The organism is Streptomyces sp. NPDC053665, assembly GCF_055585285.1.
Window position 1 is genome coordinate 63,910 of sequence record NZ_JBVJKK010000002.1, and the last position, 17,778, is coordinate 81,687.

17 protein-coding genes are annotated in these 17,778 nt (G+C 71.5%); 7 read left to right on the plus strand and 10 right to left on the minus strand.

The features are described 5' to 3' along the window. Positions 1-103 precede the first annotated feature (103 nt). Positions 104-811, plus strand: coding sequence for a maleylpyruvate isomerase family mycothiol-dependent enzyme (locus ACZ6ZN_RS07860; RefSeq protein ID WP_469644131.1), 708 nt, complete (start codon positions 104-106; stop codon positions 809-811). Between the two features lie 35 nt (positions 812-846). Beyond that, a complete protein-coding gene (locus ACZ6ZN_RS07865; RefSeq protein WP_469644134.1) occupies positions 847-1,503 on the plus strand; it encodes an MBL fold metallo-hydrolase in 657 nt (218 codons plus the stop codon). Between the two features lie 78 nt (positions 1,504-1,581). Here ACZ6ZN_RS07865 and aroQ read toward each other — a convergent pair whose 3' ends face one another. From aroQ to ACZ6ZN_RS07905, 8 genes are all read right to left on the minus strand, one after another. Next, entirely contained in the window at positions 1,582-2,055 is a 474-nt protein-coding gene (aroQ, locus tag ACZ6ZN_RS07870) for a type II 3-dehydroquinate dehydratase (protein WP_451879265.1), read from the minus strand. 211 nt (positions 2,056-2,266) lie between these two features. Then, entirely contained in the window at positions 2,267-3,367 is a 1,101-nt protein-coding gene (locus tag ACZ6ZN_RS07875) for a calcium:cation antiporter (RefSeq protein ID WP_398111913.1), read from the minus strand. A 72-nt stretch (positions 3,368-3,439) separates the two neighbouring features. Then, complete coding sequence (locus tag ACZ6ZN_RS07880; RefSeq protein WP_469644140.1) at positions 3,440-3,742, minus strand: hypothetical protein; 303 nt, start codon at positions 3,740-3,742, stop codon at positions 3,440-3,442. A 132-nt stretch (positions 3,743-3,874) separates the two neighbouring features. Next, positions 3,875-4,876 carry a TerC/Alx family metal homeostasis membrane protein gene (locus tag ACZ6ZN_RS07885; protein WP_398111915.1) on the minus strand — a complete coding sequence of 334 codons (1,002 nt, stop codon included), beginning with the start codon at positions 4,874-4,876 and terminating at the stop codon, positions 3,875-3,877. Positions 4,877-5,098: 222 nt separating this feature from the next. Beyond that, positions 5,099-7,114: a TerD family protein gene (locus tag ACZ6ZN_RS07890; protein WP_469644144.1), complete on the minus strand. Its 2,016-nt coding sequence runs from the start codon at positions 7,112-7,114 to the stop codon at positions 5,099-5,101. A gap of 66 nt (positions 7,115-7,180) precedes the next feature. Then, positions 7,181-7,759 carry a TerD family protein gene (locus ACZ6ZN_RS07895; RefSeq protein WP_369196340.1) on the minus strand — a complete coding sequence of 193 codons (579 nt, stop codon included), beginning with the start codon at positions 7,757-7,759 and terminating at the stop codon, positions 7,181-7,183. A gap of 139 nt (positions 7,760-7,898) precedes the next feature. Continuing rightward, positions 7,899-10,049 (minus strand): excinuclease ABC subunit UvrB, encoded by a 2,151-nt coding sequence (gene uvrB / locus ACZ6ZN_RS07900; protein ID WP_469644148.1) that lies wholly within the window; start codon positions 10,047-10,049, stop codon positions 7,899-7,901. A gap of 40 nt (positions 10,050-10,089) precedes the next feature. Continuing rightward, on the minus strand, positions 10,090-10,962 hold the full coding sequence (locus ACZ6ZN_RS07905) for an MHYT domain-containing protein (protein WP_451879261.1): 873 nt from the start codon (positions 10,960-10,962) through the stop codon (positions 10,090-10,092). Positions 10,963-11,251: 289 nt separating this feature from the next. Between ACZ6ZN_RS07905 and ACZ6ZN_RS07910 the strand changes: the two genes are divergently transcribed. Together ACZ6ZN_RS07910 and ACZ6ZN_RS07915 are read left to right on the plus strand one after the other, a co-directional pair. Further along, complete coding sequence (locus ACZ6ZN_RS07910) at positions 11,252-12,124, plus strand: glycerophosphodiester phosphodiesterase (RefSeq protein ID WP_469644152.1); 873 nt, start codon at positions 11,252-11,254, stop codon at positions 12,122-12,124. 64 nt (positions 12,125-12,188) lie between these two features. Continuing rightward, positions 12,189-12,743: a methylated-DNA--[protein]-cysteine S-methyltransferase gene (locus ACZ6ZN_RS07915; RefSeq protein ID WP_469644155.1), complete on the plus strand. Its 555-nt coding sequence runs from the start codon at positions 12,189-12,191 to the stop codon at positions 12,741-12,743. 16 nt (positions 12,744-12,759) lie between these two features. On the opposite strand, the gene ACZ6ZN_RS07920 is transcribed toward ACZ6ZN_RS07915, so the two are convergent. After that, the gene (locus ACZ6ZN_RS07920) at positions 12,760-13,188 is read right to left on the minus strand and encodes a VOC family protein (protein ID WP_469644157.1); all 429 of its coding nucleotides are present in this window, start codon (positions 13,186-13,188) and stop codon (positions 12,760-12,762) included. 202 nt (positions 13,189-13,390) lie between these two features. Here ACZ6ZN_RS07920 and ACZ6ZN_RS07925 point away from each other — a divergent pair, with 202 nt between their 5' ends. Together ACZ6ZN_RS07925 and ACZ6ZN_RS07930 are read left to right on the plus strand one after the other, a co-directional pair. Next, positions 13,391-14,299: a pseudouridine-5'-phosphate glycosidase gene (locus ACZ6ZN_RS07925; protein WP_469644160.1), complete on the plus strand. Its 909-nt coding sequence runs from the start codon at positions 13,391-13,393 to the stop codon at positions 14,297-14,299. Continuing rightward, on the plus strand, positions 14,296-15,432 hold the full coding sequence (locus ACZ6ZN_RS07930; protein ID WP_469644163.1) for a carbohydrate kinase family protein: 1,137 nt from the start codon (positions 14,296-14,298) through the stop codon (positions 15,430-15,432). The genes ACZ6ZN_RS07925 and ACZ6ZN_RS07930 overlap by 4 nt, the downstream gene beginning before the upstream one ends. A gap of 103 nt (positions 15,433-15,535) precedes the next feature. Here ACZ6ZN_RS07930 and ACZ6ZN_RS07935 read toward each other — a convergent pair whose 3' ends face one another. Beyond that, the gene (locus ACZ6ZN_RS07935) at positions 15,536-16,327 is read right to left on the minus strand and encodes a class I SAM-dependent methyltransferase (RefSeq protein WP_451879257.1); all 792 of its coding nucleotides are present in this window, start codon (positions 16,325-16,327) and stop codon (positions 15,536-15,538) included. 322 nt (positions 16,328-16,649) lie between these two features. Here ACZ6ZN_RS07935 and ACZ6ZN_RS07940 point away from each other — a divergent pair, with 322 nt between their 5' ends. Further along, a complete protein-coding gene (locus ACZ6ZN_RS07940) occupies positions 16,650-17,777 on the plus strand; it encodes a magnesium and cobalt transport protein CorA (RefSeq protein ID WP_398111926.1) in 1,128 nt (375 codons plus the stop codon). Position 17,778: the final 1 nt, after the last annotated feature.

The window sequence follows — 17,778 nt, forward strand, 5'->3', positions numbered from 1 at the left end:
CAGCATGCCCGACGCCACGTCCGACCATATAGCACGTGCTTTCGAATAACGGCACTCCTTCACCACCTTCACCCGAACGAGTGGCGGGGCTAGGGTCAGCACCATGATTGATCACGCTCATGACCTGGCATCTGTACGTGACGCGACGGAACGGCTGCTGACCGCAGTCGGCAAACTGGACAACGCGGCTGTGACGCAGCCGTCACGGCTGCCCGGCTGGAGCCGGGGTCACGTGCTGGCCCACCTGGCCCGCAACGCGGACGCCCTCGTGAACGTCCTCCAGGGACGGCCCATGTACGTCTCCGCCGAGGCCCGGGACCACGACATCGAGCGGGACGCACCGCGCGCCCTCGACGTCCAGCTCGCCGACCTGCGCGAGAGCGCGGCCCGCTTCCAGGACACCGGGGACGCCCCCGCGGACTGGTCGCGCACGGTGGAGCTGCGCAACGGGGTCACGGACTCCGCGTCCCGGGTGCCGTTCCGGCGCTGGGTCGAGGTGGAGCTGCACCACGTCGACCTGGGCATCGGGTACGAGTTGGAGGACCTGCCGGCCGAGTTCACCGAACGGGAGATCGAGTTCCTCACCGCACGGTTCAGCGGCCACCCCGACGTGCCGCCGACCCGCGTCACGGACGGCACGCGCGCGTGGAGCACCGGTCGCGCCGCCGACGGCGCTGCCGCGGAGGACGGCGGTGCCGCGGTGACCGTGACGGGTTCCCCGGCCGATCTCGTGGGGTGGCTCGCCGGCCGCCGCACCGGAGCGGCACTGACCGTGGACGGCGGTCCGCTCCCGGCGCTGCCGCCGCTCTAGGACCCGGGCCGCTCCCCCGCTATAGGCTGACGGGCATGACGTACAGCGGACAGGTGACGGTCGGCGGGCCTGCCGACGTGCACGAGCTCAAGGACCTGATGATCACCAAGATCGCGGTCGGCCCGATGAACAACAACGCCTATCTGCTGCGCTGTCGGGCCACGGACGAGCAGTTGCTGATCGACGCCGCGAACGACGCGTCCGCCCTGCTCGGCATGATCGGGAGCGACGGCATCGCCTCGGTCGTGACGACCCACCGGCACGGCGACCACTGGCAGGCGCTCGCCGAGGTGGTGGGAACGACCGGGGCCCGCACGTACGCGGGCCGGGAGGACGCCGAGGGCATTCCCGTACGCACCGATGTGCTCGTCGACGACGGCGACACCGTCCAGGTGGGGCGCGTGGAACTCACCGCGCGCCACCTGGTCGGGCACACGCCCGGCTCGATCGCCCTCGTGTACGACGATCCGCACGGGCACCCGCATGTGTTCACGGGGGACTGCCTCTTCCCCGGAGGTGTGGGCAACACCCACCAGGATCCGGAGGCGTTCGCCAGCCTCCTCCACGACGTCGAGACGAAGATCTTCGACGTCCTGCCGGACGAGACCTGGGTCTACCCGGGCCACGGCCACGACACCAGCCTGGGCGCCGAGCGTCCGCAGCTCCCCGAGTGGCGCGCACGCGGGTGGTGAAGCAGGGGCGCGGGTGCCCGCGTAGGGCGTGAAGGATCGCGCGGGGCGCAGCGAAGGGGGCCACCCTGTCCGACGGTCCTACGCGTCCGCCTTCCCCGTCCCGGCCAGCGCGGCCACCCGCTCGACTCCGAACACGTACCCCTGCACGCCGCAGCCCGCGATGACACCGTCGGCGCGCAGCGACACGTAGGAGTGGTGCCGGAACGACTCGCGCTGGTGGATGTTGGAGATGTGGACCTCCAGCACCGGCATGCCGTCGCAGGTGTTGAGGGCGTCCAGGAGGGCGACGGAGGTGTGCGAGTAGGCGCCGGGGTTGATCACGATGCCGCAGTGGTGCAGCCGCGCCTCCTGGATCCAGTCGACCAGCTCTCCCTCGTGGTTGGACTGCCGGAAGTCGACCGTGCCACCGTGCGCGGCCGCCGCCTTCACACACAGGGCTTCGACGTCGGCGAGGGTGTCGGAGCCGTAGATCTCCGGCTGCCGCTGGCCGAGCAGGTTCAGGTTGGGGCCGTTGAGGATCATGATCGGGGCGTTGGCCAGGGTGCGGGGCACGGTTCCTCCGGTCCGGACGGGGTGGGCGGCCCGTGGCGGACCGCTGCTCACCGCCGGTTTATCACGGTGCGCCGACGGCCCGTCCGGCCGTAGCCTCCGGGCATGACGAGCCCGATCAGCCCGACGTACCCGCCCAAGCCGTCCCCGGGCGACCGGATCGCCGTGATCTCCCCTTCCTCGGGCCTGCCGGCCCTCTTCGGGACGTGCGCGCCTACGGGTTGATCGCGAGCTCCAGGTACGCCGCGAACAGCACCAGGTGCACTCCACCCTGCAACGGGGTGGCCCGCCCCGGCACGACCGTCAGCGAGGCCACCACCACGGTGAGGGCGAGCAGCACCATGTGCGTGGCTCCCAGGCCGAGCACCAGTGGGCCGGAGAGCCACAGGGACGCGAGGGCCACGGCGGGGATGGTGAGGCCGATGCTGGCCATGGCCGAGCCCAGGGCGAGGTTCATGCTGGTCTGCACCCGGTCGCGGCGGGCGGAGCGCAGAGCGGCGATGGTCTCCGGGAGCAGCACTAGCAGCGCGATGACCACGCCGACGACGGCGTGGTGCAGCCCGGCGGCCTCGACTCCCGACTCGATGGTGGGCGAGACGCCCTTGGCCAGGCCGACCACACCGATGAGGGCGAGGCCCAGCAGCCCGAGGCTGATCATCGCGGTGCGGGCGGTGGGCGCCTCGGCGTGTTCCTCGGCGGTGATGACCTCGCCGTGCCGGGTGATCGGCAGGAAGTAGTCCCGGTGCCGTACGGTCTGCGTCGCGACGAACAGGCCGTAGAGGACCAGTGAGGACAAGGCCGCGAAGGTCAGCTGGACGGTGGAGAACTCCGGCCCCGGCTTGCTGGTGGTGAATGTGGGCAGCACCAGGCTGAGCGTGGCCAGCGTCGCGACGGTCGCCAGCGCGGCGCCGGTGCCCTCGGGGTTGAAGACGGCCGTGCCGTGCCGCAGGGAGGCGACGAGCAGGCACAGCCCGACGATGCCGTTGCAGGTGATCATCACGGCCGCGAAGACGGTGTCCCGCGCCAGGGTCGCGCTCTTGTCACCGCCGTCGATCATCAGGGTGACGATGAGCGCGACCTCGATGATCGTCACGGCCACGGCGAGGACGAGCGAGCCGAACGGTTCTCCCACCCGGTGGGCCACCACCTCGGCGTGGTGGACCGCCGCCAGGACGGCACCCGCCAGGACGAGGGTCACCAGGGCGACGACCGCCGCCGGCAGATCACGCCCCCAGGTGAGGACCAGCAGCACGACAGCGAGCAGCGGCACCAAGGTCGTCCACTGCGCTGCGAGCGGCCTGCGCCGAGCGGTCATGCGGTGATCGTCCCAGAGGCGAGGGGGCCCCGCACTCCGGTCACGCCGGGTTCGTGAAGACGTGCGGCCGGGCTAGGTGAGGTCATGCTCGTCCACCACATCGCAGTTGGTGTACCTCCGCTCGCCGATGCTGAGTGCGTCGAGTCGTTCCGCCATGGCGCTGGTCTCCGGGTCATCACTGTTGTGCATGGCCTCCTCGAACGAATCGAACTCGATCAGCGCCAGGTAGCGGTGGGGCTTGTCCCGGTCCTTGAGCAGCACGCTGCGGGTCGGGCCGCCGGAGCGGCTGGCGTTGCGCTGCCCCGCTTCCCGGACCTCCCGCTGCATCTCTTCCAGGCGCTCGGTCTCGAAGTCGATGATCTGGACGAATTTCATGGTGTCTCCCGCCGGCCACGGCGTCCCCGGGCCGGGAACGCGCCTGCGACCAAGCAAGCACCGGGAGCGGAGGTCGGCAATTCGCCGCACTCCGCTCCCGGCGGCGGTGGTTGCGCTGCACGGCGGGCGCGATCAGACGTCGACGCTGTCCTTCGTGGCGTCGCCGCCCTTGTCCTGCGCCGCCTCGGCCGCCGCCTGCTTCTTGGAGGCGCGCAGACTGGTGATCGTGGTGACGATCAGGACGGAGCAGATCACGCCGAGCGAGACCGGAATGCTGATCTCGGGGACGTGCACCCCGGACTCGTGCAAGGCGTGCAGCACCAGCTTCACGCCGATGAAGCCCAGGATGATCGACAGGCCGTAGCTCAGGTGGACCAGCTTCTTCAGCAGGCCGCCGATGAGGAAGTACAGCTGGCGCAGGCCCATCAGGGCGAACGCGTTGGCCGTGAAGACGATGTACGGGTCCTGCGTCAGACCGAAGATCGCGGGGATGGAGTCGAGGGCGAACAGGACGTCGGTGGTGCCGATCGCGAGCATCACGACCAGCATCGGGGTCATGACCCGCTTGCCGTTCTCCTCGATCCACAGCTTGGTGCCGTGGTACCGGTCCGCCACACCGAAGCGGCGCTCGGCCGCCTTGAGCAGCTTGTTCTCCTCGAACTCCTCGTCCTCGTCGTCGGCCCGGGCCTCCTGGATGAGCTTCCATGCGGTCCAGATGAGGAAGGCGCCGAAGATGTAGAACACCCACGAGAAGCTGGCGAGGATCGCCGCACCGGCGGCGATGAAGATCGCACGCAGGACCAGGGCGATGAGCACACCGATCAGCAGCACGCGCTGCTGGTACTGCGTAGGCACCGCGAACTTGGCCATGATCAGGACGAACACGAAGAGGTTGTCGACACTCAGCGACTTCTCCGTGATGAAGCCGGCGAAGAACTCACCGGCCGGCTGTCCGCCCGCGAACACGAGCAGGCCCAGTCCGAACAGGGCGGCGAGGACGATCCAGACGGCCGTCCAGATCCCGGCTTCCTTGATCGACACGTCGTGCGGCTTGCGGCCGATGAAGAAGTCGACCGCGATGAGGGCGGCGAGGCCCACGATCGTCAGGACCCATAGGGTCACGGAAACATCCACTGCGCCTCCGGCAGTCGTAACGGCAAATGTCAGCGTCGTCGCTGCCGGAGGTCTCTTCCACCCAAGGTTGGGCCGACGCCCCGGGATCTGGCCTGATCCGTATTGACGGGTACGCCGCAGCAGACAGGGAGTACTCCCCTCCGTGCCGCCAACAGTACCCAATCACCAAGAACGAGTAAAGCGATTGGCAAAAGAACGGCCAAGATCCCAGGTCAGAGGTCTTTACCAATGCTTGGCACGGGCCGCCGCCACCTGGCTGAGCACCTGCTGGAGCACCTGGCTGCCGGGCGGAACGAGCGACGGCTCGTACGTCCAGGCATGGCCGACCCAGGGGTCGGCGAGGTGATCGTCCGCCACGGGTGTCAGTCGCAGCAGCGAACGCCACAGCGGATCGAGCAAGGGACCGTAGGCCGAGGACTCCTCGCGATCGGCCACCATCATCAGATGAAGGCCGAAGGCCGGTCCCTCGTCGGCGAGGTAGCGCAGCTGGTTCACGGCCCGGTCGTCGAAGCCGTGCGGGAAGTCGTTCACGATCAGCAGCTGCTGCGCGGTGTCGAACCCGGGCGGAAGGGCGTCCGCTGCACCGCCGCGCACGGCCATCTGCACCAGGTCGACCCGCTCGGTGAGCCGGCCCAGCACGTCCGCCACCCCGGCGGCACCCGCCGCCGGAGGGCCCGCCAGCACACCGGTCCGCACCAGCGGAGCCAGGGCCTGCGCGCCCGCTCCGGCCGGGTCGACGACGTGGACGGTGAACTCGCCGGCCGGATAGACGGCGAGGAGCCGGGCGGCGTGCGCGACGGCCGTCTCCATGGCCAGGCGCCCCATCGCGTGCGTGTCCGTGAGGGAACCGTCGGCGGACGGCACCCGTCCGCTGTCGATCCACAGGCCGCGCTCCAGCGGCAGCCGGACCAGCATGGGGATGCGGATCTCCTCCGCCTCGGGAAGGTGCAGGTCGCCCAGCCGCAGGGCCATCGGGATCTCCATCGGCACCCGGTAGGCGTGCCAGACAGGGTTGTCCCAGCGGGCGTACGCCGCGGGCAGTGCCGGTTCGACGACGTCGGCCTCGGCCTTGAGCTGGGCGAGGTCCCGGTCGAGGGCCTCCCTGGCCTGGTCGACGAGCTGGGCGTGGCGGGCCCTGGCCGTCTCGCGGGCGGCGTCGCCCTGCCCGCCGATCCGGTTGCGCGGGTCGGACAGGACCTGCTCGAGCTCCTTGTCCATGCGGGACTCGGCGAAGTCGACGGCGCTGCGGTAGGCGGCGGTGGTGCGGGCCAGGTCCTCGAACATGCCCCAGACCTGGTTGTAGAGCCGCTCGTCCAGGGACCAGCCGGTGGCGTCGCCCGCGACGGGACGGGCGGGCTGCCCGGGTGCGGCCGGGGGCGCGGCCGGCGGGGGCGGCGGCGGTGCGGCGTTCTGCCGGCGCGGGTGGCTGTAGTCGATGGGGCCGCCGGCCGTCGGCGCGGACGGCTGGGTGGCCGGACCCGGGTCGGGTGTGCTCCCCGCGTACGGGTGCTGTGGTGCGGGCTCCCCCGGTGCGCCGGGCAGCTGACCGTCGTACGGGGACCTCGGGGGGACCGGGCCGGGCTGGGGCGTGGTGCTCCCGTGGTCGGGGCCGAGAGCGGGGGCCGCGGTCTGGCGTGAGCGGTCGCCGTCCGCGGTGCGCGGGGGCGGTGCCTGCACCGAGCGGGCCAGGCCCTGGGCGACCGCCTCGTTGATGTCGGCCGCGAGCTGCCGGGCCTGCGGCAGGCCCTGGTCGGTGAGGAGGTCGGCCAGGCCGCCGGCGTAGCCCTGGCCGACCGCGCGCACCTTCCAGGCGCCCTGCCTGCGGTAGAGCTCCAGGGCGACGACGGCCGACTCGGTGTCCAGGCCGGTGAGGGTGAAGCTGGCGATCTCGGTGCCGTCGAGACCGGTGACGGCGGTGAAGGGGGCGGCGACGGCCCCGAAACGGATCGGGCCGGCCCCGCCCGTGGGCAGGGCGAGCAGGACGCCGACCCGGTGCACGGCCTCCGGTACGGCGTCCAGGTCCACCGCGAGGCGGTGCGCCGCGGCGGCCTGCCGGGAGACCTCGAGACCCGGCTGGGTGGGTGCGCCCGGGTGGGCGACCCACTCCACGCCGTGGATCCGGCCGTTCTCGTCGCTGAGCGCGGCCGCGGCCACGATCGGCGTGCCGGCCGAGATCCGGATCTCGAGACGGGCCTGGGAGAGCGGGTGGTTCTGCCCCCGCACCAGCTCGGCCGTCATCGCCTTCGTCCCCCTGTGTCGTTGTGTGGTGTCGTGTGCTGCCCGCCGGCCGGGGCCGGCGTGCCCTCAGAGGAGCGGCAGGATCGCCGGCATCAGGTCCTGGAAGGTGCGGCCGTTGGCCGGGTTGCCCAGGGCCGTCATCGTCCAGCCGCTGCCGGAGCGGTGCACCTTGGCCATGATCTGCGCGGTGTACTGGCCGCCGCCGGCGAGCGTGTAGCGGGCGAGCTCCTGGCCGTTGGTCTCGTCGACCAGGCGGCAGAACGCGTTCTGCACCTCCTGGAAGGTCTGTCCCGTGAAGGAGTTCACGGTGAAGACGATCTGGTCGATGTGGACCGGGATCCGCGCGAGGTCGACGAGGATCGCCTCGTCGTCGCCGCCCTGCCCGACACCGCCGACGAGGTTGTCACCGGTGTGGCGCACCGAGCCGTCGTCGCTCACGAGGTGGCGGAAGAAGACCACGTCGACCGGCTGCTTGTCCGCGAACAGCACGGCGGAGGCGTCGAGGTCGATCTCTCGCGTGCGCGAGCCGAACAGGCCGCGCCGGGGAGCCGCCTGCCAGCCGAGACCCATGCGTACCGCGGTCAGGCTGCCCCCGTCGTTCTTCTGCAGACTGATGGCCTGACCCTTGGTCATGTTGACGGTCACGCGCTGATTCCCCTCTCGAACGTCCCCTGTTGCCGCGCGGTCGCGGTTGACCAGAACCCTACGCAGGGCCACTGACAGTGACGTAGCCCCGGACGTACTTTGTGTCGGTCTTGCAACACAGCACGTACAGGGCACGTCGTCAGGCCAGGCCGGCCTCCTTCATCTGACGCAGCTCCTTCTTCATCTCGGAGACCTCGTCGCGCAGCCGAGCTGCGATCTCGAACTGGAGGTCGGCCGCGGCGGCCCGCATGCGCGTGGTGAGTTCCTCGATCTGCTCGGCGAGTTCGGCCGCGGGGCGGTCGGTCACCGCAGGCTCGGCCGCCTTCCCCTTGCCCTTGCCCTTGGCGGACTTGACCGACGCGGTCGCCTTGCCGAGGGCCGGCACGGGCGCCTTCGTGCCGCCGCCGTCCTTGCGGGACTTGCGGTAGCCCGACCCGAGGAGCTGCTCCGTGTCGATGTCCTCGCGGGCGATCTGCGCGACGATGTCGTTGATCTTCTTGCGGAGGGGCTGGGGGTCGATGCCCTTCTCCGTGTTGTACGCGATCTGCTTCTCGCGGCGGCGGTTGGTCTCGTCGATGGCCTTCTCCATCGCCGGCGTGATCTTGTCGGCGTACATGTGGACCTGGCCGGAGACGTTGCGCGCGGCGCGGCCGATGGTCTGGATCAGGGAGGTGCCCGAACGCAGGAAGCCCTCCTTGTCGGCGTCCAGGATGGCCACCAGGGACACCTCCGGCAGGTCGAGTCCCTCTCGCAGGAGGTTGATGCCGACGAGCACGTCGTACTCGCCGGCGCGCAGCTCGCGCAGCAGCTCGACGCGGCGCAGGGTGTCGACGTCGCTGTGCAGGTAGCGCACCTGGATGCCGAGCTCCAGGAAGTAGTCCGTGAGGTCCTCGGCCATCTTCTTGGTGAGGGTCGTGACCAGGACGCGCTCGTCCCTCTCGGTGCGCTGCCGGATCTCGTGCACCAGGTCGTCGATCTGGCCCTCGGTCGGCTTGACGACGACCTCCGGGTCGATAAGGCCGGTGGGGCGGATGATCTGCTCGACGTAGCCGTCCGCGCGGGACATCTCGTAGGTGCCGGGGGTGGCCGACAGGTAGACGGTCTGGCCGATGCGCTCCTGGAACTCCTCCCACTTCAGAGGGCGGTTGTCCAGGGCGGAGGGCAGCCGGAAGCCGTGGTCGACGAGGGTGCGCTTGCGGGAGGCGTCGCCCTCGTACATGGCGCCGATCTGGGGCACGGTGACGTGCGACTCGTCGATGACGAGGAGGAAGTCGTCCGGGAAGTAGTCCAGCAGGGTGTTGGGCGGGGAGCCGGGCAGGCGGCCGTCGAAGTGCATCGAGTAGTTCTCCACGCCGGAGCAGGTGCCGATCTGGCGGAGCATCTCGATGTCGTAGGTGGTGCGCATGCGCAGGCGCTGGGCCTCCAGGAGCTTGCCCTGCTTCTCCAGCTCGGCCAGGCGCTCGCCCAGCTCCTTCTCGATGTCGTTGACGGCCCGCTCCAGGCGCTCGGGGCCCGCGACGTAGTGGGAGGCCGGGAAGACGTAGAGCTGCTGGTCGTCGCTGATGATCTCGCCGGTGAGCGGGTGCAGGGTGGACAGCGCCTCGATCTCGTCGCCGAACATCTCGATGCGGACGGCGAGCTCCTCGTAGACCGGGAAGATCTCGATGGTGTCGCCGCGGACGCGGAACGTGCCGCGGCTGAAGGCCATGTCGTTGCGCGTGTACTGGATGTCCACGAAGCGGCGCAGCAGCTCGTCCCGGTCGATCTCCTCGCCGACGCGGAGCGGGACCATGCGGTCGACGTACTCCTGCGGGGTGCCCAGGCCGTAGATGCAGGACACGGAGGCGACCACGACCACGTCGCGCCGGGTGAGCAGCGAGTTCGTCGCGGAGTGGCGCAGGCGCTCGACCTCCTCGTTGATCGAGGAGTCCTTCTCGATGTAGGTGTCCGACTGCGGGACGTACGCCTCGGGCTGGTAGTAGTCGTAGTACGAGACGAAGTACTCGACGGCGTTGTTCGGCAGCAGTTCGCGGAACTCGTTGGCCAGCTGGGCGGCCAGGGTCTTGTTCGGCGCCATGACGAGCGTGGGCCGCTGCAGCTTCTCGATCATCCAGGCCGTGGTGGCGGACTTGCCGGTGCCGGTCGCACCGAGCAGCACGACGTCCTTCTCGCCCGCCTGGACGCGCCGGGCGAGGTCGGCGATGGCCGCGGGCTGGTCGCCACTGGGCTGGTAGGGACCGACGACCTCGAAGGGCGCCACCGAGCGTTCGATCTGTGAAACGGGCCGCATGACATCAACGGTACGACCCCCCACTGACAACCAGCTCTGATCAGCGCTTCTGCGGTGCGCGGGCGCTCCGGTGCCCGGCGGGACGGTGGGGTCGCAGACGCAGGCGGCGGGCGGAGTGCCGGACGGTGGCGCGGGAGTGGGCGGGGACGCCGGGCCTGCGCTCGGGGGCGACGACGGCAGGCCGGCCCATGACCATCATCGGGTCGAAGATCACCACGACCCCGGCGAGCAGCAGGAAGGCGAGCGGGCCGATCATCATGGGGGCGAGCAGGGCGGCGGGCGACTCCCCCGCGACGGGCCCGGCGGTGCCGTGCAGGTGGACGTCGAGGGCGGCCATCCCGGTGTAGTGCATGCCGGTCACCGCGAGGCCCATGACGAGGCTCGCGCCGACGCTCCACAGCCACCCTCTCACCTGGCCCGCCGCCCACAGGGCCGCGGTGGCGGCGCCCATGGCGATCGCCACGGACAGGCCGACGGTGAGGGTGTCGTACTCCAGCCGCCCGCGCAGTCGCATACCGGCCATGCCGAGGTAGTGCATGGAGGCGATGCCCAGGCCGGTGAGCGTGCCGCCGGTGAACAGGGCCGTTCCGCGGGCGCCCTTGTAGCCGACGATGAAGATCCCGACGCCCACCATCACGATCGCGACGGCCAGGCTCGCGAAGGTCATCGCCATGTCGTAGTGGATCGGGCTGCCGTGGACGGTGAAGCCCATCATCGCGACGAAGTGCATGGTCCAGATGCCGGAGCCGATGGCGGCCGAGCCGAGGGCGAGCCAGCCGGGGCGCCAGGACTGGGTGACGAGCATGGATCTGGTGGTGCACCGCAGGCCCAGTGCCCCGCCGAGGCAGGCCATGAGGTAGGCCACCAGGGGTGTGACCAGGCCGTAGCTGAATCCGTCGACCGTGCCCTGCATGCGCGGCTGCCCTTCCCGCCGTTTGCTTCCCGCAATACCTGATGTGCGCCCCCCTCCCGGGACCGCACGGGCGGTCAGGGTCGACGCGAAGAGTATGACCCCCACCGGAATGGTCGAACGACTTTCCGGCAAAGAAACACGGCCCCGCCGCAGGTGTGCGGTACCAGTGAGCGGAGTTGGGCCCCCGCTGTTCAGCGTGTGGCCATCTCGCGCTCCTCTGCCGGCGACTCTCTGCTGTCACAGTGGTGCTGTCCGTGATGCCGCCGACCGCTCGACACGAGGAGTACGCATGCACGCGCGCGTTGTCGCCGCTTCGACCACAGCACTCCTGGGGACCGCCGCCCTCCTCTTCCCTCACTCCCCCGCGCGGGCCGCCGACGACACTCCGGTGCCCCTGGTGATCGCGCACCGGGGGGCTTCCGCGTACGCGCCCGAGAACACGCTGGCCGCCGTGGACAAGGCGGCGGAGCTGGGCATCCGCTGGGTGGAGAACGACGTCCAGCGCACCCGGGACGGCGAGCTCGTCGTCGTCCACGACGACAATCTGCGGCGCACCACCGACGCCGAGGAGGTCTTCCCCGACCGCGCGCCGTGGAAGGTGAAGGACTTCACCGCCGCGGAGATCGCCCGCCTGGACGCCGGCAGCTGGTTCGACTCCGCGTACGCGGGCGCACGCGTGCCGACGCTGGAGCAGTTCGTGGACCGCCTGGAGCTCCGGCACCAGAAACTGGTGCTGGAGATCAAGAACCCGGAGCTGTATCCGGGCATCGAGCGGCAGACGCTGAAGGTCCTCAGCAACGAGGGCTGGCTGGACCGGTCGCACGTGTCGGCCCGGCTGATCGTGCAGAGCTTCAGCCCGGACAGCGTGCGGACGGTGCACGAGCTGAGGCCCTCGGTGCGGACCGCGGTCCTCGGGACACCGCCGGTGTCCGAACTGCTCGACTACGCCCGCTTCACCGACCAGGTCAACCCGTCGGTGAGCTCGCTCTCGCCGGCCTACGTGGCCTCGGTGCAGTCGTTCTCCGGACCGCACGGCCGGCCCTTGAAGGTCTTCGTGTGGACCGTGGACAACGCGACGACGGCCCGCCGGGTCGCCGCGTACGGCGTCGACGGGATCCTCACGAACCGGCCGGACGTGGTGCGGGACGCCGTGGGCGGGTGACCGGGCGCCGGCCCTGTGGCCCGCGCCGTCCGGCGTTGTCGGTGGCGCGTCGTACGGTGGGCGCATGGACAGTCAGGGGCAGGCCGGGCCACGGGTGGAGTGGACGGTCGTCGAGAGCCGCATCGGGCCGTTGCTGCTGGCCGCCGGCCGGGACGGCCTGGTCAACGTCGTCTTCCACGCCACCGACCCGGTCCGGGACCGCGCGGTCGAGCGGCTGGCGTCGCGACTGGGCACCGAGCCCGTCGAGGCGCCCGATTCCCCGCTGCTGGCCGAGGCGATACGCCAGTTCGAGGCCTACTTCGCCGGTGAGCGGCGCGTCTTCGACCTGCCGCTGGACTGGTCGCTGATCTCCGGCTTCCCCCGCGAGGTGCTGCGCGAGCTGGCCTCCGGCGTCCCGTACGGCACGGTCGTGGGGTACGGCGATCTGGCCGGCCGGGTCGGGCAGCCCGGTGCCGCGCAGGCCGTCGGGATGGCGATGGGCGCCAATCCCCTGCCCGTGGTGGTCCCCTGCCACCGGGTCGTCGAGAGCGGCGGAGGCATCGGGGGCTTCGGGGGCGGCCTGGAGACCAAACGGCAGCTGCTCGCCCTGGAAGGGGTGCTTCCCGAGCCGCTGTTCTGAGCGCGGGCGCGCGCGGTCAGTCGTAGTGGCGGGCCTCCAGCACGTTGCCGTCCGGGTCGCGGAAGTAGAAGCTGCGCGTGGCACTGCCGCGGGCGCCGAAGGAGTCGTACGACGGCTCCGACACGGGGACCGAGCGCTCCCGGAGCCGGTCGAGAAGGGCGTCGAAGTCGCCGCGCGGCAGGGACAGGCACACGTGGTTCACGGGGTGCCCGGCGCTCTCGACGGAGCCCGGCAGCATCGTCATGCGCGGGGTGAAGGTCAGCGGCATGAGGTCGAGGAGGGTCTCGGCGTTGACGCGAACCGACGGGAAGGGCACCTCGCCGGCGGTGAACTCGGCCAGCCGCACGGGCTCCAGGCCGACCGCCCCCTCGTAGAAGCGCGCGGCGGCGACAGGGTCGCGCACCCAGAGGACGACGTGGTCGAGACGCGGCGTGTGATCCGTCATGCGTCCCAGACTCCTTGATCGCGGACGCGACTCGCAAGGGCCCGGCCCGTGGGGCGGGGGGCTCGGGCTTCGGGCAGGGCCGGAACCGCGCGCGAGAGCACCGCAGGTGGGGAGGACCCGTCCGGACCCCGGGGTTTGGCCCGGGGCGCCGCTCGCCAGGGATGAGGGTGAACCGACTGGCCGACTGACAGGAGGCGGGCGCGTGGTGCTGGTGGTGTCGGAAGAGGTACGGGCGGCGATCGAGGAGCGGCGTCCGGTGGTGGCCCTGGAGTCCACGATCATCGCCCACGGCCTGCCGCGGCCGCGCAACCTCCAGGTCGCGCGGGAGCTGGAGTCGGTCGTGCGGCAGGAGGGGGCGGTACCCGCAACGATCGCCGTGCTGGACGGACGGCCCTGTGTCGGGCTCGACAAGGAGCAACTGGAGCGGGTCGCCAACGAGGACGGCATCCGCAAGCTCGGCCACCGCGACCTGCCGCCGGCGGTGTCGTCGGGTGCGAGCGGGGCGACCACGGTGTCGGCCACGGCGCTGCTCGCCGCCCTGGCGGGCGTGCGGGTGTTCGCGACGGGCGGGCTGGGCGGAGTGCACCGGGAGTGGACGGTGACGCAGGACGAGTCGGCCGACCTGGGGTTGCTGGCGCGCACGCGGATCACCGTGGTGTGCGCCGGTGTGAAGTCGATCCTGGACGTGCCGGCGACCCTGCAGCGGCTGGAGACGCTGGGCGTCACGGTCGCCGGGTACGGCACGGACCGCTTCCCCGGCTTCTACCTCTCCGACTCGGGACATCCCGTCGACTGGACACTGCGGACGCCCGAGGAGGTCGCGGGCGTGATGCGGGCCCAGGACGGGCTCGCGGGGCCGGATTCCGCGCTGATCGTCGCCAACCCCGTCCCCGAGGAGGAGCAGCTCGACCCGGACCTGCACGCGCGCGTGCTCGAGGACGCGCTGCACGCCTGCGAGACCGAGGGCGTCACCGGGCAGGCGGTGACGCCCTTCCTGCTGGACTACCTGGTCCGGCACACCGACGGGGCGTCTCTCGGCGCCAACCTGGCGGCGGTGCGCGGCAATGTGCGCCTGGCGGCCCGGATCGCGGCGGCCTGGGCGCGGGGATGAGCGCGGCCAGCCGCTCGGCGGCGTCCGGCGCCGGCGGCCGGGACTCCGGGAGGCCCGACGCGACCGGCACCGGCTTTGCGGGGGCTGAAGCGACCGGCGCCGCCTCCCCGGGAGCTGAAGCGGGTGGCACCGCCTCTGCGAGGGCTGAAACGGGCGGCACCGGCGCCGCGAAGACCGAGGGGGACGGCACTCCGGCCGCGGCGGTCGGTGCGGACACAGGGGGCCCCACTCAGGGGCGGGCCCTGCTGGTCGTCGGGGACGTCATCACCGATGTCGTCGCCCGGCACCGCGGTCCGCTGGCGGCCGGTACGGACACGGCCGCGTCGATCCGCACGGTGCCGGGCGGGGCCGGGGCCAACGTCGCCTGCTGGGCGGCTCACCAAGGAGCGGCCGACGTGCGGCTGCTGGGGCGCGTGGGCGCGGACGCGGCCGCGTGGCACGAACGGGAACTGGTGGCCCGCGGGGTGCGTCCGCGGCTCGTCGTCGACGCCGAAGTGCCCACCGGCACGGTGATCTGCATGGTGGACGAGGGTGCGGCGGCGGAGCGGACGTTCCTGACGGACAGCGGCGCGTCACTGCGGCTGGACGCCGCCGACTGGTCGGACGGGCTGCTCGACGGGGTGGCCCGGCTGCACCTCTCGGGCTACCTCCTGTTCTCCGAACCGAGCCGGGCGCTGGTGGCGGTGGCGCTGCGGGCCGCACGCGCGCGTGGAGTGCCGGTGAGCGTGGATCCCGCGTCGGCCGGCTTCCTCGCCGCTCTGGGCCCGGCGCGGTCCCTGTCGCTCGTCGACGGCGTGGACGTGTTGCTGCCGAGCCGGGACGAGGCGTGCCTGCTGACGGGGCTCGGTGACGCGTCCGGCGCGGCGGCCGAGCTGAGCCTGCGCGTGCCGCTGGTGGTGATCAAGCAGGGCTGCGTGGGGGCGCTCGTGGCGCGTGCGGGGAAGGTGACCGCCCGCGTCCCGGCCGTACCGGCGGCGCCCGTGGACACCACGGGTGCCGGTGACGCGTTCACCGGCGGGTTCCTCGCCGCTCTGCTGGCGGGAGCCGGTCCCGAGGACGCCGCGGCGCAGGGGTGCCGGGCCGGTGCGCTCGCGGTGGAGCGGGTGGGCGGCAGACCGCCGGCGAGCGGGTGAGGTGCGGGCAGGTGTGCGGGGGCGCCTGCCGAGGCGGTGCGGGTTCGCGCGCGGGCGCCTGCCGAGGCGCTCCGCGCCCGCGGCACGTCTCCCCGCCGCCCGGCTACGGCTTGCGCCCCCACGCCGAGATCATCGGAGCCGTCGTCAGGTCGAGCGTGCCGGACGTGACGTTCGACAGGTGCCGGTCGATCTCCTGCTCCGTGGCGAGACCGGCGCCGACGAGCTGGTCGCGGATCTGGCGCATGGTGACGGCTTCCAACGCGGCGCAGGCCGGCGAGGCCAGGGGGAAATAGGCGTCGGCCTGGACGCGGCCCAGGCCCGCCTCACGCAGGAGACGAGGGAGGGCCCGGCCGCAGGGGAGGTCGGTGCCGCGTTCGGCGAGGAGCTTGCGGAAGCCCTGGCGCAGCCGGTTGGCGAGCTGCTGTTCGGGGCCGTGCTCGTCGGGGCAGGGCAAGGGCTGGAGGGCGGGGTCGGCGTCCTCGACGAGGAGGCGTCCGCCGGGGCGCAGCGCCCTGACCATGGACCGCAACGCCCGCTCCCGGTCGGTGACGTGGACCAGGGCGAGCCGGGCGTGCACCAGGTCGAAACCCTCCCCGGGCGGGTCCTGTGCGCCGAGTTCGTGCACCCGCACCTCGACCGGTGGCCGGGCGGCGGTGGCGAGCCGTGCGGTGTCGGTGTCGGTCGCCACGACGCGTCCGGTCGGGCCGACCTTCTTGGCGAGCCAGGAGACGACGGTGGTGCCGGCGCCGACCTCCCAGCACCGCCAGCCCGACCCCACGCCGAGGGCGTCGAGGTGCCGGAACGTCGTGGGGTCGAAGAGGGCGGCGAAGGCGCTGAAGTGCTCCACCGCCTCGTGCTTCCGGTCGTCGAGGAGGTGTCCGTCGGTGTGCGTCATGCCGGGATCATCCCATTTGACGCTACTTGTCGTACCGGTCGACGCTCCGGGGCGGAGAACCGCGTGGCACCCGCCGGGCGTCGAAGCGATCGGTGTGCCGGGGCTGTCGCGTCGGGGCCCATCGGTGTCGGGGCCGTCGTGTCCAGGCCGTCGTGTCGAGGCCGTCATGTCAGGACTCACGGCCGCCGCGACCTGGTTATCCACAGCCGGGAACCAAGCGGAACGAGCCCTGTCCACAGGCCCGCACACCGTTCGCCCGAGGCTGGCAGACTGGCGCGCCAAGGCGCAGGACGGCGCGAGAAGTCCACGCAAGGAGATCCGGATGTCCATGGCAGGGAATCTGCGGAAGGTCACGAGCCTCGGCAGGGTCGGCGGCCTGCGCAAGGTGGCCCGTCTGGCCCGGCGGCGTCCGCGTGTCGACCTGAGTCACCCCGCACGGTCCCCCCTGGGCTCCTCGGTGGTCAACTGCGTGACGTACCGGGACGGCGTGCGCGTGACCGCGCGCGGCGATCTGGTGGAGACCGTGGAGCGGGTGCGCAAACACCGGGAGGGGTTCGTCTGGCTCGGTCTGCACGAGCCCACGGACGCCGAGTTCGCGGGCATCGCCGAGCTCTTCGACCTTCACCCGCTGGCGGTGGAGGACGCGGTCGAGGCCCACCAGCGTCCGAAGGTGGAGCGGTACGGCGAGACGCTCTTCGCGGTGTTCAAGACGGTCTGCTACGTGGAGCACGAGCAACTCACCGCCACCAGCGAGGTGGTGAACACGGGCGAGATCATGGTGTTCGTCGGGCACGACTTCGTCATCACCGTGCGGCACGGCAGGCACGGCTCACTCGGGCCGTTGCGCGAGGAGCTGGAGTCGCAGCCGGAGCAGCTGGCCAAGGGCCCGTCCGCGGTGCTGCACGCCCTCGCGGACCACGTGGTGGACGACTACCTGAGCGTCACCGACGCGGTGCAACTGGACATCGAGCAGGTCGAGACGGACGTGTTCGCGGAGACCGGGGCGCGGGCGGACCCCGGGCGCATCTACCAGCTCAAGCGGGAACTGCTCGAATTGAAGCGGGCGGTGGTGCCGCTCAGCCGGCCGCTGGAGGATCTCGCCACCCGGCCGCTGCGGGCGGTGGACCCCGAGATACAGGCGTACTTCCGCGACGTGGCCGACCACCTGCTGCGGGCGAAGGAGCAGATCGCCGCCTTCGACGAACTGCTCAACTCCATCCTGCAGGCGCACCTCGCGCAGGTCACGGTCGCGCAGAACGAGGACATGCGGAAGATCACCGCGTGGGCCGCGATCGTCGCCGTGCCGACGATGGTGTGCGGGGTCTACGGCATGAACTTCGACCACATGCCGGAGCTGCACTGGCGGTACGGCTACGGCATGGTCCTCTCCGTCATATCCGTCGCCTGCCTGGCGCTGTACCGGACCTTCCGGCGCACCGGCTGGCTCTGAA

Excerpts from the sequence above, each read along its gene's own strand:
- ACZ6ZN_RS07920 (WP_469644157.1), bottom strand. The coding sequence starts at position 13,188 with ATGACGGATCACACGCCGCGTCTCGACCACGTCGTCCTCTGGGTGCGC.
- ACZ6ZN_RS07890 (WP_469644144.1), bottom strand. The coding sequence starts at position 7,114 with ATGACGGCCGAGCTGGTGCGGGGGCAGAACCACCCGCTCTCCCAGGCC.
- ACZ6ZN_RS07880 (WP_469644140.1), bottom strand. The coding sequence starts at position 3,742 with ATGAAATTCGTCCAGATCATCGACTTCGAGACCGAGCGCCTGGAAGAG.
- ACZ6ZN_RS07930 (WP_469644163.1), top strand. The coding sequence starts at position 14,296 with ATGAGCGCGGCCAGCCGCTCGGCGGCGTCCGGCGCCGGCGGCCGGGAC.
- ACZ6ZN_RS07875 (WP_398111913.1), bottom strand. The coding sequence starts at position 3,367 with ATGACCGCTCGGCGCAGGCCGCTCGCAGCGCAGTGGACGACCTTGGTG.
- uvrB (WP_469644148.1), bottom strand. The coding sequence starts at position 10,049 with ATGCGGCCCGTTTCACAGATCGAACGCTCGGTGGCGCCCTTCGAGGTC.
- ACZ6ZN_RS07905 (WP_451879261.1), bottom strand. The coding sequence starts at position 10,962 with ATGCAGGGCACGGTCGACGGATTCAGCTACGGCCTGGTCACACCCCTG.
- ACZ6ZN_RS07940 (WP_398111926.1), top strand. The coding sequence starts at position 16,650 with ATGTCCATGGCAGGGAATCTGCGGAAGGTCACGAGCCTCGGCAGGGTC.
- ACZ6ZN_RS07915 (WP_469644155.1), top strand. The coding sequence starts at position 12,189 with ATGGACAGTCAGGGGCAGGCCGGGCCACGGGTGGAGTGGACGGTCGTC.
- ACZ6ZN_RS07865 (WP_469644134.1), top strand. The coding sequence starts at position 847 with ATGACGTACAGCGGACAGGTGACGGTCGGCGGGCCTGCCGACGTGCAC.
- ACZ6ZN_RS07910 (WP_469644152.1), top strand. The coding sequence starts at position 11,252 with ATGCACGCGCGCGTTGTCGCCGCTTCGACCACAGCACTCCTGGGGACC.
- ACZ6ZN_RS07935 (WP_451879257.1), bottom strand. The coding sequence starts at position 16,327 with ATGACGCACACCGACGGACACCTCCTCGACGACCGGAAGCACGAGGCG.
- ACZ6ZN_RS07860 (WP_469644131.1), top strand. The coding sequence starts at position 104 with ATGATTGATCACGCTCATGACCTGGCATCTGTACGTGACGCGACGGAA.